Genomic DNA, 13119 nt, shown 5'->3' with positions numbered 1-13119 from the left:
TATGAACTACAGGATTTTGATTACTATTATGATTGCAGCCATTTCTTTCACATCATGCGAGAAATATGAAGGGGATGTAAGCGATAACAACAACCAAATTAGTATTGAAACGCCCGACTGGTCTGAAGTTACGCACGGAAGTTATATAGAGCCAAACTATTCAATGGTTTTCCCACAAGACGCAGTACAACGAATAGACATTGAAATAAGCAGCTCGGATTGGAACGCCATACTAAGCGATTTGGGAACAAACCTCAGGCCTGGACCTGGTAATCAGTTTAATGAATCGTACACCCCAATATGGGTTCCCTGCGAAGTGTATTTCAATGGTATTGAGTGGTATAAGGTGGGTATTAGAGTGAAAGGAAACTCGAGCCTACAATCAGCATATCGTGCTGGTATAAAGAAATTTTCTTTTAAACTGGATTTTGACCAGTTTGAGGATACTTATCCAGCAATTAAAAACCAGAGGTTCTATGGTTTCAAACAGCTAAACCTAAATAATAATTTTGAAGATCAATCGGAGCTACGCGAAAAAATAGCAAGCGATTTGTTTAGAGAATTTGGTGTCCCAAGTGCCAATACAGCATTCTATGAGGTTTACGTCACAATTGATGGAGTTGAGCAGTACTTTGGACTCTATACGATGGTTGAGGAGGTCGATAATACGGTTATCAAAACACAATTCTCCGATAATAGTGGAAATCTTTATAAACCCGAGGGTATCGGTGCATCATTTGCATATGGAAGCTTTAATACAGCCGATTTTTACAAAAAGACCAATGAGGATGCGGCTGACTGGTCCGACGTTAAGGAGCTTTACAATGCTTTACACAACTCATTAAGAACCTCTAATCCTACTGAATGGCATTCCTTGATGGAATCCAAAATGAATATGGAGCTCTATTTAAAATGGCTTGCCGCTAATACCGTAATGCAGAACTGGGATACCTATGGGATTATGACACATAACTATTACCTATACAACGATCCTACAACCTCAAAGTTTGTTTGGATACCATGGGATAACAACGAAGCGCTACAGGAAGGTAAACAGGGTGGTGCAATTAGTATTGATTTAAGTGATGTTGACGACCAATGGCCTTTCATTAGCTTTATTGCTTCCGATTCCAACTACTACGCTACCTATAAAGAATTTGCAAAAGAATTTGTTAGTACCGTGTTTGAGCCATCGAAAATGGCTACGACTTACGACTACTATTCAAATTTAATCAGGGAGTCGGTTTTAAAAGAAGAAGCAGGCTACACATTTCTGAGAAGCAGTTCTGAATTCTCCGCCGCCATTGATCAGCTTAAAACACATGCTTCGAATCGCTATAGCGTTGTCACCCAGTTTTAACCAATATAGTTTTATCATATACTATTTTAACCAAATAGAAAGGGCTAAGCGCAGTGCTAACGCAAATATAGGCTCAATAAGTAGTTAAAGGAGTTTAGCAATGGATAACAATGTAAATATACAACTAGCAAAACTTGTCAGCACCTTTCAAAGAATTGATCTTTTGGAGGCACAAAAGGCAAGGTTAATGCAAAGAATTGATTCCAAATACGTTATTCAAATGGACCTACTGGAGGAGATTCTGAGAAGGGTTAGCGACTCATATCTTGTGGTTGAAGTAAATGGTGAGACTATGCCTGAGTATATATCGGATTATTACGATACCTATGACATGAATATGTATCACGACCATCAACGAAAACGCCCAAAGCGATACAAAATCCGATTAAGGCATTACTGCTCGAGTGGCGACTCTTTTCTCGAAGTAAAGTTCAAGATGCCATCGGGTAAAACCGATAAGCAAAGAATTTTGGTTAAGCAGAGTGAATTGGGTTATCCATCAACTTTCGACTTTATAAAAAGCAATACACCTTACGACATTAGCCAGCTAAACAAAACACTAGTTACCAGGTTCAATCGAATAACCCTAGTTGGAAAAGATTTTAATGAGAGGGTTACCATTGATCTAAACCTGCAGCTAAGTATTCCCGACGCTGCTCAAAGTATAGCTTTCAACCAAGTTTGTGTTATTGAAATAAAACGAAACAGGGAAAAGAAGAATAGCAAATTGGCTCAAGTTTTAAAAGAAATGGGAATAAGGCCCCATTCTTTTAGCAAGTATTCAATTGGTTGCGCTATTCTTTACCCCAATTTAAAGAAAAACTCTTTTAAAGAAACCCTTCTTTATTTGGAGAAGATAAATCACTTTACAGACCTAAAAAGGCAATGCGCTTAGCTTTTAACAATTAAACTTTTATGCTATGGAAATTCTAACAATTTTAATGAAGATAAAGGATCTGGAGCTCTTTGGAATTGACCTAATAGATAAAAACGATTTTTTTACCCTGGTAATCAGGTTCTTCTTGAATTCAATACTGTTATGGGTAGTTGTAAGACACCTATATTATCCCAAAACTCATCGTAAGGACTATGTTTTTACGTTCTTGTTGCTGGGTGTTGTTGTATTCTTCCTTTGCTTTCTGCTAGCCAATGTGAAGCTACAAATGGGATTTGCACTAGGTTTGTTTGCTATCTTTGGAATAATCCGTTATAGGACAGATCCAATTCCAATAAAGGAGATGTCTTACCTGTTTCTTGTAATTGCCTTGTCGCTAATAAATGCCATCTCATCATCTAAAGTAAGCTATGCCGAACTACTTTTTGCAAACCTTGGCTTGTTTGCCATAACCCTAATCCTAGAAAAGGGATTATTCATAAAATCGCTTTCACAACGTGTAATCGTGTATGAAAAAATTGAGTTGGTTAGACCCGATAAAATGGATGAGCTCATTACCGATTTAAAACAAAGAACTGGTTTAGAAATATATAGTGTTGAGATTGGTAAAATTGATTTCTTAAAGGATGTTGCCTGGCTAACCATTCACTTTCCAACCGATAACCTAAAAAATGGGAATGCCCCCTTTTTAGGCTTAGGATATGATGATACTGAAGATGTGTAGCCCTCTTTGTTAAAAATTAATTTGCTAAATTGCTAATGTTTTTCCCATACGTCATGAAAGAGCATAAAAAGATACTAAAACTAACCGAGATCCTACTGATTCTAGTTGTATGGCTAGTAATAATACTAGCACCAATACTTTTCAAAGAATCAAAAGAGATTGACCTTATTGGGAGTCTGTCAAGACAGATGGAAACCATTATCCCACTTCTACTTTTGTTTTTTGTAAATCGATTTATACTGGTTCCCCTTTTCCTATTTAAGGGACAATCACTTAAATATATTTTTTCGGTTTTAGGAATAATAATAATGCTCTCTGGAAGCTTATATGTGTTCCATAGGAATTTTAGTGTGCAAGACAGACCTAATAACGCAAAAGTTAGAATGCCCAACAACCAGCTGCCAAGACCAATAGTGAGACCACCCGATAGGCTTCTAGAAAATAGACGTCCCCAGCCTATCCCCCAACCCATGCCACCATTTGCTAACTTTCTGATTCTGTCAATCCTGGTTGTTGGTTTTGATACTGGTTTACGCTCTACTCTAAGATGGTTCGACGTAGAACAGGAAAAGGTAAAACTCGAAAAGGAGAATATCGACACCCAGCTGGTCGCTCTTAGGAACCAGATTAGCCCACACTTCTTTATGAATACCCTAAACAACATTCATTCTTTGGTTGATATTGACACCGAAGAGGCTAAGAATTCCATCATTAAGCTCTCAAAAATGATGCGCTACCTACTTTACGAAACCGAATCAGAACAAACTACCCTAAAGCGTGAAATTGAATTCATTCAAAGCTATGTCGACCTAATGCGTCTTAGATTCAATGATAAGGTAAATATCATGCTAAACCTACCCAAAGAAATACCCAACAAAACCCTTCCTCCATTTCTTTTCATTTCGTTAATTGAGAATGCCTTTAAGCATGGAATTAGCTATAAGGATAAATCGTTTATTCAAATTGATTTAATAGTAGGTGCCAACAAACTTTTGTTTACGGTCAAGAATAGCAAATCGGACGAAAAACAAAATGACGGGCACTCTGGTATTGGCGTTGAGAATACTCGTCGTCGGCTCGACTTAATCTATGGCAATCGATATAATATGGATATTATTGAGAACGATACTCAATTTACAGTTAACCTTTCAATACCAATATGATACGCTGCATAGCAATAGATGATGAGCCGCTGGCTCTAAAACAAATTGAATCGTATATCGATAAAACCCCATTTTTGGAAAAAATTGCGGTTTGCGATAGTGCGCTGAACGCCTTAACGGTTCTAAAAGAAGAGGATGTAGATTTAATGTTTGTTGATATTAACATGCCCGACTTGAATGGGATGGACTTTGTGAAAACGCTTGAAAATCCACCGCGTATAATTTTTACAACAGCCTATAGTGAGTATGCAGTTGAAGGTTTTAAAGTTGATGCCTTAGACTATCTGCTAAAGCCAATTAGCTATTCCGACTTTTTAAAATCGGCCAATAAGGCAAAAGCATACTTTGAAATGACTTCAAAAAAGGAGGTAAAAGTTACTGAGGATAGCAATTTCTTGTTTATCAAGTCGGAATATAAGCACATTCGCATCAATTTCGACGACATAAAATATATTGAGTCAAAAAGCGAGTACGTTAGAATACATCTTGTTAGCTCAAAACCAATAATGTCGCTAATCAGCCTTAAAACTCTTGAGGAAAAACTTCCAGGCAACAAGTTCATGCGTATACACCGCTCTTATATCGTTAATCTTGAAAAGGTTACCATAATAGAACGAAATCGAATAGTCTTTGATGGCGACACCTACATCCCTATAGGAGAACAGTATAAAAACCAGTTTCAGGAGTTTTTAAATAAGAACTTTCTTTAAACAAAAATATGGTTGGTTCAATGTTTAAAGTTCCAGGTTCAAAGTTTGTCCGGCGAAGACGGATAAAAGGCGTTAAACGTTAAACGATAAAATCTTCCGAATATTTCCGAATCATTCCGAGTCATTCATTCCTCTAACTTCATTTAACTTCTTCTAACTTTCTCATATTCTTCCACCAGGCTGCTTCGGTAAGTTCAGCATGACATCCCTCTGTACACAGTACACTGAACGCTGCACACAGCACACTGCTCCTCAAACCTCCTCAGCCAATCAGATACAATCCTCTCCTATTGTCTGACCGTTTTCATCAGGTCTTCCAAAAGGTTAGCAAATTGCTCAATATCATCCTTGGTAGTGTCCCACGAAGTCATCCATCGAACCTCAGAACGGTCCTCGTCCCATACATAAAAGAAGTACTCCTGTTGGAGTTTAGGTATAAGCTCTGGGGGAATAATTGCAAACACAGCGTTAGCGTGTACCGGCTGTGTAATTTCTACGCCTTCAATTTTAGACACCCTTTCGGCAAGGAGCTTAGCCATGCTATTAGAATGCTTTGCAGTGGCATCCCATTGCCCATCTTCGAGGTATGCTAGGAATTGTGCAGAGATATAACGCATTTTTGAAGCAAGCTGTAAACCTTGCTTACGGGTATACATAAAATCGTTTGCTAAGTCCTTATTAAAGAACACTACTGCCTCGCCATACATCATTCCATTCTTAGTTCCTCCAAACGAGAGTACATCAACACCAGCATCGCGTGTAAACTCACGAAATCCTTTGTTTAGAGCCACAGCAGCATTTGCTAGCCTGGCTCCATCCATATGAAGGAACATATTATGGGCATGAGCAAAATCGGCAATAGCTTTTATTTCGTCAATGGTATAAACAGTTCCAAGCTCACTAACCTGTGAAATGGAAATGACTTTAGGTTGAGAATGATGTTGGAACCCAAAACCGTGCATGTGCTTCTTAATTCCATCGATGGTAAGCTTTCCATTAGTGGAAGGTACAGTTAGTAGCTTGCAACCAGTAAACCTCTCTGGAGCACCACACTCATCAACATTAATATGAGCTGTCTCGGTACATATTATTGCATTATGGGGTTGGGTTAATGCCTTTAGTCCAAGCACATTGGCTGCAGAGCCTATAAACACAAAAAAAACTTCAATGTCGTCACCAAAAATCTGCTTAAAGCGTTCTATTGCCTTTTGTGTTATAGGATCATCACCATAAGCAATTGCATGTCCATCGTTTACCTGGTTAATAGCTTTAAGAATATTAGGGTGAACCCCTGAATTGTTATCGCTTGCAAATCCTCTTGAAAACATATCAGTATTATTTTTCAGTAAAAATATGTATTTAAAGCCATACAAAAAAAGCTACAACCTGAGTTTTTTTAGCTGCTGATAATCGATATAGTAAAGAATCTTGATTGAAAAGCTATTATACTTAGGGCTATTCCATAAATTCTCTACATTTTGCATGTAATTATAAACAGGATTATCGAGCGATTCCTCAACTTGGTTTTTCCAAGCCAAAACCAGCTCGCTACCAGGTGCAAAATGCCATTGGTAAAACATGTCGATATTGAAGAGGTTGTAGTTTCGGTTTTCGGGATCGGTAACGCTATTATTTAAAGAAAGTGTTCCATCGAGGTTAAGCGTGTAAATATCATTGTATTTGTAGTGCCTAATGTAATGGCGGGCCTTTATGTTAAAAAACGATTTAGGGGAAATTGCAAACTGAATGTTAAGAGTATTGGTAATAGTTACAAGTTTTCTGCTACCAAAAAGTACATCTGTACCATCGTAATCGTAATAACCAATATTGTTATTTTCCGATTGGTATGAGAGGCTATAAATAGCTAGGAGCCTGTTCGAAAAACGAATTCGGGGGCTTAGACTAACTAGGTAGGATTTTTGGTTATACATATCCGAAAACCAGTATGCCACGCGATGATCAACTGCAATTGTTTTCCTATAATCGGGAGAGCCAAACCATTGCAACCATAATACTCTAGGAGTCTTATATTTTCGCCCTTCAACCCTAGGTTCATAGTAATCGTAACCATAACGAGGATTATAGTGAATGCTGAGCCTACCAAAATAGTTGTTAACATCCATAAACCTAAATCCAAACCCTAATGACTGCCTACTAAAGCTCCGGGGAGAGTATAGTCTAGAATCATGAAAATCAAATTCGAATTCAGCATTTAAGAACTTCCAAAAAGGATCAAATATTTTGTATTCCAAACTTAAACCATTTGAAAACTCGTTTGCACTTCGTAAAAAGCCAAGGTCATTGGGATTATAGTTCTTACTCTCTATGTTAGTCCAAATATCTGCCTGAAAATTTCCACTAATCTTTGATAATACAACATTTGCTTTGTACCCTCTTTCAATTGAATCCAAAAAGCGTTGACTCACTGCGCCTTTCCCTCTTACAGCAAACTCTTGTTTTTTGTTTTTAACATTAAAATCGGTTGCAATAACATCGGCAGTAAAGTTATCGGATGGGCGATGCACATTTGTATTTATCAGACTAACATAAGAATTGTTAGGTAAATTCTGATCGAGAACAAAAATGTTATAGTTGGTAAATCCTTGTGTTAGAACCCTTCGCCTATTACCTGTAATAGTATCTAAAATATCGGCATATGTGTTTTGAGTCATTGCATTAAAAATACCTAAACCAAGCCCGTTTGCAAACCTGCCCGAAAGCTTTGTAGCGTTAATCATTTTAGTTTCTTGAGGATTCTGATCAACTATCTCATTGGTTAGAAGCGAATCATAAGCATCGGAGTATCCCTTAGGTCTTCCACCAATTCTACGGGAGTAAAAAATACCACCTTTATTAAAGAGTTCAGTTCCCTCTGTGAAAAATTGGCGAGCTTCATCGTACTTAACTTCAAATGGCGATAGGTTAAGAATTTTATCGTCGGAAGGCACCTGGCCAAAATCGGGGATGAGGGTTGCATCAAGTGTAAAGCTCTGGCCTATTCCAAGCTTCAAATCCATACCGCCATTAATTCTTGAAGAATATGAGTTATCATCTGTAGATTGATCCAAATATCCCGAAACATAAGGGATAAACGACAACCTCAAAGGGGGTTTAATTCCACTGATACCTTTTAGTATCCCCGACTGTGTTACAAAGCCCGAAAGGGATTTATCAACAAAATTCCAAGTACTAACCTCGTTCTTTCGCTTAATTAAGCGTGAAAAGTTTACTCCCCAAACTTGGCTAGAAGTATTTGCAAATCGCAAAGCTGAGTATGGTATCTCCATTTCAACATACCACCCATTTTTGTCAAAAGAAACAGCACTCTTCCATACCGCATTCCAATTTCGGTCGCCCCTATTTGAAGTAATCTTAATGTCGGTTTGCACAGCCGAAGCCGAAACTGTAAACTGTAAATAGTTTACTCCATCGTTATAAGTACTAATATAAACACTGAAAACATCGGACCGAAGGTTATCGCTTTTATCACGTTGACCAAGCTCACGGTAAATGCTATCGGGAGCTGAATCGTATAACCTCGCTCCTATGTAAATGGCATAGTCATCGTATATAACGCTCACTTCGGTAGGTTGCGAAGCTTTTAATCCATTATACGGTTCGTATAAGATGAAATCGGTAGCTTTGGAAGCGATTTTCCAACTCTGTTCGTTCAACCTTCCGTCAATATGAATGTGCTCCTTTACACGTGTTGCAGTTAGTTCCCGTTGTACTCTCAAATGTTCTTTTCCTCTACCAGCAAATGAATAAGATCCAAATACAAGAAATAAGTAAAAGAATAATACAAACCTCTTCATGCTCTTAATAAAAATTAGTCCCTTATTTAAGGATAACCTCCCTTTTAAATGGTTTAAGTAATAAAAAAGAAAATGGATAGGTGTTGCATACACTCACAAACACTAAAGTGCTCATCCAAAGGCAATTACCAATATTAAAACAAATAGTCGGGAATAAACTTTTAACAGTTTTTAAAGTAACCCATTATAGAATTACGAACGAGACGATTCCCGAACAATAAGCTGTGTTTTTAGTAGTTCGGTTACTGGAGGTTCTGGCTTTGTTTGTGTTATTCTTCGAATTAACTGTTCCATAGCCTTTTTACCCATTTCAAAGCCAGGTTGATTAACTGTGGTAAGGGTCGGTTCAACCATAAGTGAAGTTTGATCATCGCCAAAACCAACAACAGCTATATCGTCTGGAACTTTGTAGCCATTTCTAAGTAGTATCTTCAAGGCTCCTGCTGCAGTAAAGTCGTTAACGGTGAAAATAGAATCAAACTTTAATCCGCTTTCAATTAGTTTTTGTGTTTCAACCAATGCCGATTGGAAGGTATCGCATGGAATAATCAACCGTTCATCAATAACAACACCATTATCGCGCATGGCTTTAAGGTAACCATTAAGTCGGTTTTGTCCTATTAACCTGTTTTGGGGCCCAGCAAAGTGAACAATTTTTCTCCGTCCCTGTACTATAAGGTGTTCCGTTGCCTGATATGCACCATCAAAATCATCTATTATCACCCTATCGGCTTGAATTTCATCAACAGCTCTATCGAAGAAAACTATGGGTATACCCTCCTCTTCAAACCTGTGAAAATGTGTATAATCGTTTGTTTCCTTTGAAACAGAAATCAGTACACCGTCAATTATACCATTAAGAAAAGTTTCGCAGGCAGCAACCTCGCGATTAAAGTCTTCATTAGACTGGCTAATCATTACGCTATACCCATTTGCATTTGCCACCTCCTCAATTCCACTAATTACAGAGGAAAAAAAGTAGTGAACTATTTCTGGAATTACAACACCTATAACATTACTCCGTTGATTACGGAGGCTTAAAGCAATAGCATTGGGCTTATAGTTATATTTTTTGGCTAGTTCGTTAACCAATCGTTTTGTTTCCTGGCTAATATCGGGATGATCCTTAAGGGCGCGAGATACTGTTGATGGGCTAATTCCCAATTCACGAGCAATATCTTTAATGGTAACCTGACTTGATTTCATAAAAAACAAATTGAACTATTTGACCTTTAGCTTGTTATAATAATAACACCTATTTCAAACGTTAACAAATATAAGCTAAAAATGGATTAAAAAAATGCTCCCTCACAAGGTAATAATATTTACGAAAAATTCAAACGTTTGCGAAATCGTTTGCGTGATTTTTTTACTGTTTTGCATCTCTTTGGAGTTTAAATAAGGTTAAATTTTCATTAATTGTGTTGACTAAATAAGTTTGAAAAATAAGTTTAACTGATTTAAATACAGACAATAAACTAAAGCGTTATGGTTAAGAAAAATTTTAGATGGATTCTTTTAAGTTTCATATTGCTGATATCAATTACTGTATCAGCACAAGAGATAAAGGTATCAGGTACTGTTACAGATGCCAACGATGGTACGCCAATGGTTGGGGTAACAGTTGTAGTAAAAGGTACCAGTAATGGGACTACAACCAATTTGGATGGTAATTACATGATAAAATGTAATTCAAACGACATTTTAGTGTTTACTTTTGTAGGTTACCAGCAGCAAGAGGTTACGGTGGCTGGCAGAGAAACAATAAACATCAGCTTAAAAGAAGAGGTTAAAGAGCTTGATGAGGTTGTAGTTATAGGTTACGGTGTCCAAAAAAAGAGCGACAGAACTGGATCTGTTGTAAATGTAAAAGCTGAAGAGCTTAATAGGGGCTCATTAACCGACCCTATTCAAGCTATGCAAGGCAAGGTAGCTGGGGTTAACATTTCAAAAAAAGGGGGTGACCCAAACTCCGGATTTGCCGTGCAAATTAGAGGTGCTGCAGGTTTTGCTTCTAGTACTCAACCTCTATACGTTATTGATGGAGTTCCTGGGGCCGATCCAACAACGATTTCACCCGACGATATTGAATCGTTCAACATTTTAAAAGATGCCTCATCGGGAGCTATTTATGGTTCTAGAGCATCAAATGGTGTAATTATAATTACAACTAAAAAAGCTTCAAAGAACAAAGGAGCCACAATTGATTACAATGGATATGTTTCAGCCGACCAAACAAGCAAGCGTCTAGAGTTTCTTAGTGCTGATGACATAAGAAACTATGTTGCTGAAAAGGGAATTACAGGATTTGCCGATAATGGGGCAAATACAAACTGGCAAGATGAAATATTCAGAACTGGGATTTCACAATCGCATTCTATTGCAATATCTAATTCAACCGAAAACCTTTCATACAGGTTATCATATAACAATCAGTACAATCAAGGTGTTGTAATTGGAAGCGATAAGCAACGTAATATTGCCCGATTAAACTTGACTCAAAAAGCATTAAACGATATTCTTACAATAGATGCATCATTAGCAGGAACATTTGAGAAGAACAACTATGTAAACTATGGTGGGGGAATGGGTTCATCAAATGTATTCTACCAAATGTATCAACGTAACCCTGTCGATCCTGTTTATGATGCCAATGGCGACTTCTTTGAGTTTCAACGCGACTTTAATTACAACAACCCTGTTGCCATTGCTAAATTAATTCAGAATCAAAGAGATGCTAAAAACTATTTTGGTACCACAAAATTAAGTTTAGAACCAATTAAAGGGTTGATTGGTAGTGTCAATCTAAGCTATATACGAAACGATTCAGAAACATTTTACTACGAGCCAACTACTCTTTATGCAGGTGGACATAATGGATATGGACGTAGGAGTTATTCAAACTTTGAATCAAAAATTTTAGAGGCAACCATTAACTACACCAAGTCATTTAACGAGGTTCATAATATCACCTTATTGGGTGGTTATTCATTCCAAGAGGATCTCAACACAGGGCTATCGGCACAAGGCCGCGATGCTTTATCAAACTATCTTAAATCAAATAACTTGGGTCATCTTAACAATGTTAATGTAGGTGATATTTCGTCCTGGAAGAGTACCAACCGACTAATATCCTTCTTTGCTCGTGCAACTTACAACTACAACTCAAAATACTTTGCTACTGCAACTATTCGTCGCGATGGCTCTTCAAAGTTTGGTAAAAATCACGAGTGGGGCTTATTCCCTTCAGCATCTGTTGCTTGGGATATTAAAAAAGAGGCATTCCTTGAAGATCTCGACATTGTAAACCAGCTGAAATTACGTGTTGGTTATGGTATAACTGGTAATCAAGAAATCTCCTCATATTTGGATATTATGTATGCTTACCCATCTGGAACTGCACCTAACTTTGAAACTGGTGAGGATGCAATAAATTTTGCAATTTCTCACAATGCCAATCCAGATTTGAAGTGGGAAGAGAACTCTGAGCTGAACATCGGATTAGATTACTCCATCCTAAAAAATAGGATTCAGGGTTCAATTGAGTACTATGTAAAATCGACATACGACCTGTTGGCCCCATATTCTGTACCTGTTCCACCAAATGCACTTCCTACTACTTGGGCAAATGTGGGACAAATTGACAACAAAGGTTTAGAAATCAACGTAACTGGTTACGCAATTGATAATAAAGATTTTAAATGGCGCACCATTGTTAACTTTGCTACCAACAAGCAAAAGCTGGTTAAACTCTCGAACGACGAGTACTCATGGTCGGAAGGCGATAAGAAACGTCTATGGCTAAGTGGTCGTGGTTTAGTTGGTAACCAAAACTGGACCCAGTACCTCTTTGAAGGTGAAGAAATAGGTACTTTCTACATGCCAAAATACGCAGGCTTATCGCAAGATGGTAAATTCCTGTTCTACACTGCAGCAGGCGGTGTAACACGCGATATCAATCTTGCTCAACGCCAAGTTGTTGGACATGCACAGCCACGATTTACCCTTGGGTGGTCTAACTTCTTTACCTACAAAAACTTTGATTTCAACATCTCGCTTCGCGGTGCATTCGGAAATAAGGTTATTAATGTTACTCGTATGGTATTCTCTAACCCTCAGATTCTCCCTACTCTTAATGCCCTTAAAGAAGTTCTTGATGAAATTGATAGAGGATTAACCGATTCTCCTAAAATTAGCGACTACTATCTTGAAGATGCTTCATTTATCAAAATTGATAACATCTCAATTGGCTACAACCTTTCTCCCAAAAACACAAAATGGGTAAAAAGCATGCGAGTGTATTTAACCTCCAACAACCTTTACACATTTACAAATTACACAGGTTTAGATCCAGAAATGTCATATAGTGGTCTTGAATATGGTGTTGATATGTACGATGTATATCCTAAAACACGTACAATAACTTTAGGTATTGATTTGAAGTTTTAACAA

The 13119-nt window shown here is 37.6% G+C and carries 9 protein-coding genes; 6 read left to right on the top strand and 3 right to left on the bottom strand.

Annotated features, from left to right (window positions below; all coding sequences use genetic code 11):
- The first annotated feature begins 1 nt into the window (after position 1).
- The 5 genes from FHG85_RS06215 (at position 2) to FHG85_RS06195 (ending at position 4852) form a co-directional block, all read left to right on the top strand.
- A complete protein-coding gene (locus tag FHG85_RS06215) occupies positions 2–1360 on the top strand; it encodes a CotH kinase family protein (protein WP_173074045.1) in 1359 nt (452 codons plus the stop codon).
- A 100-nt stretch (positions 1361–1460) separates the two neighbouring features.
- A complete protein-coding gene (locus FHG85_RS06210; RefSeq protein ID WP_173074043.1) occupies positions 1461–2255 on the top strand; it encodes a polyphosphate polymerase domain-containing protein in 795 nt (264 codons plus the stop codon).
- A 25-nt stretch (positions 2256–2280) separates the two neighbouring features.
- Positions 2281–2979: a DUF4956 domain-containing protein gene (locus FHG85_RS06205; protein ID WP_220429244.1), complete on the top strand. Its 699-nt coding sequence runs from the start codon at positions 2281–2283 to the stop codon at positions 2977–2979.
- A 53-nt stretch (positions 2980–3032) separates the two neighbouring features.
- The gene (locus FHG85_RS06200) at positions 3033–4142 is read left to right on the top strand and encodes a sensor histidine kinase (RefSeq protein ID WP_173074041.1); all 1110 of its coding nucleotides are present in this window, start codon (positions 3033–3035) and stop codon (positions 4140–4142) included.
- Entirely contained in the window at positions 4139–4852 is a 714-nt protein-coding gene (locus tag FHG85_RS06195; RefSeq protein ID WP_173074039.1) for a LytR/AlgR family response regulator transcription factor, read from the top strand. Before FHG85_RS06200 ends, FHG85_RS06195 begins: the two co-directional genes overlap by 4 nt.
- 287 nt (positions 4853–5139) lie before the next feature.
- On the opposite strand, the gene FHG85_RS06190 is transcribed toward FHG85_RS06195, so the two are convergent.
- The 3 genes from FHG85_RS06190 to FHG85_RS06180 all read right to left on the bottom strand — a co-directional run bounded on the left by FHG85_RS06190 (position 5140) and on the right by FHG85_RS06180 (position 9873).
- Positions 5140–6180 (bottom strand): threonine aldolase family protein, encoded by a 1041-nt coding sequence (locus tag FHG85_RS06190; RefSeq protein WP_173074037.1) that lies wholly within the window; start codon positions 6178–6180, stop codon positions 5140–5142.
- 51 nt (positions 6181–6231) lie between these two features.
- Complete coding sequence (locus FHG85_RS06185) at positions 6232–8667, bottom strand: DUF5916 domain-containing protein (protein WP_173074035.1); 2436 nt, start codon at positions 8665–8667, stop codon at positions 6232–6234.
- Between the two features lie 192 nt (positions 8668–8859).
- A complete protein-coding gene (locus tag FHG85_RS06180) occupies positions 8860–9873 on the bottom strand; it encodes a LacI family DNA-binding transcriptional regulator (protein ID WP_173074033.1) in 1014 nt (337 codons plus the stop codon).
- 282 nt (positions 9874–10155) lie between these two features.
- On the opposite strand from FHG85_RS06180, the gene FHG85_RS06175 reads away from it, so the two are divergent.
- Entirely contained in the window at positions 10156–13116 is a 2961-nt protein-coding gene (locus tag FHG85_RS06175; protein ID WP_173074031.1) for a SusC/RagA family TonB-linked outer membrane protein, read from the top strand.
- Positions 13117–13119: the final 3 nt, after the last annotated feature.

Source organism: Tenuifilum thalassicum (assembly GCF_013265555.1).
GTDB lineage: Bacteria > Bacteroidota > Bacteroidia > Bacteroidales > Tenuifilaceae > Tenuifilum > Tenuifilum thalassicum.
This window is presented reverse-complemented; position numbering and strand designations above follow the sequence as displayed.

What these genes read in the sequence shown, in the direction of transcription:
- FHG85_RS06215 (WP_173074045.1), top strand. Translation starts at nt 2, where the DNA reads ATGAACTACAGGATTTTGATTACTATTATGATTGCAGCCATTTCTTTC.
- FHG85_RS06210 (WP_173074043.1), top strand. Translation starts at nt 1,461, where the DNA reads ATGGATAACAATGTAAATATACAACTAGCAAAACTTGTCAGCACCTTT.
- FHG85_RS06205 (WP_220429244.1), top strand. Translation starts at nt 2,281, where the DNA reads ATGGAAATTCTAACAATTTTAATGAAGATAAAGGATCTGGAGCTCTTT.
- FHG85_RS06200 (WP_173074041.1), top strand. Translation starts at nt 3,033, where the DNA reads ATGAAAGAGCATAAAAAGATACTAAAACTAACCGAGATCCTACTGATT.
- FHG85_RS06195 (WP_173074039.1), top strand. Translation starts at nt 4,139, where the DNA reads ATGATACGCTGCATAGCAATAGATGATGAGCCGCTGGCTCTAAAACAA.
- FHG85_RS06190 (WP_173074037.1), bottom strand. Translation starts at nt 6,180, where the DNA reads ATGTTTTCAAGAGGATTTGCAAGCGATAACAATTCAGGGGTTCACCCT.
- FHG85_RS06185 (WP_173074035.1), bottom strand. Translation starts at nt 8,667, where the DNA reads ATGAAGAGGTTTGTATTATTCTTTTACTTATTTCTTGTATTTGGATCT.
- FHG85_RS06180 (WP_173074033.1), bottom strand. Translation starts at nt 9,873, where the DNA reads ATGAAATCAAGTCAGGTTACCATTAAAGATATTGCTCGTGAATTGGGA.
- FHG85_RS06175 (WP_173074031.1), top strand. Translation starts at nt 10,156, where the DNA reads ATGGTTAAGAAAAATTTTAGATGGATTCTTTTAAGTTTCATATTGCTG.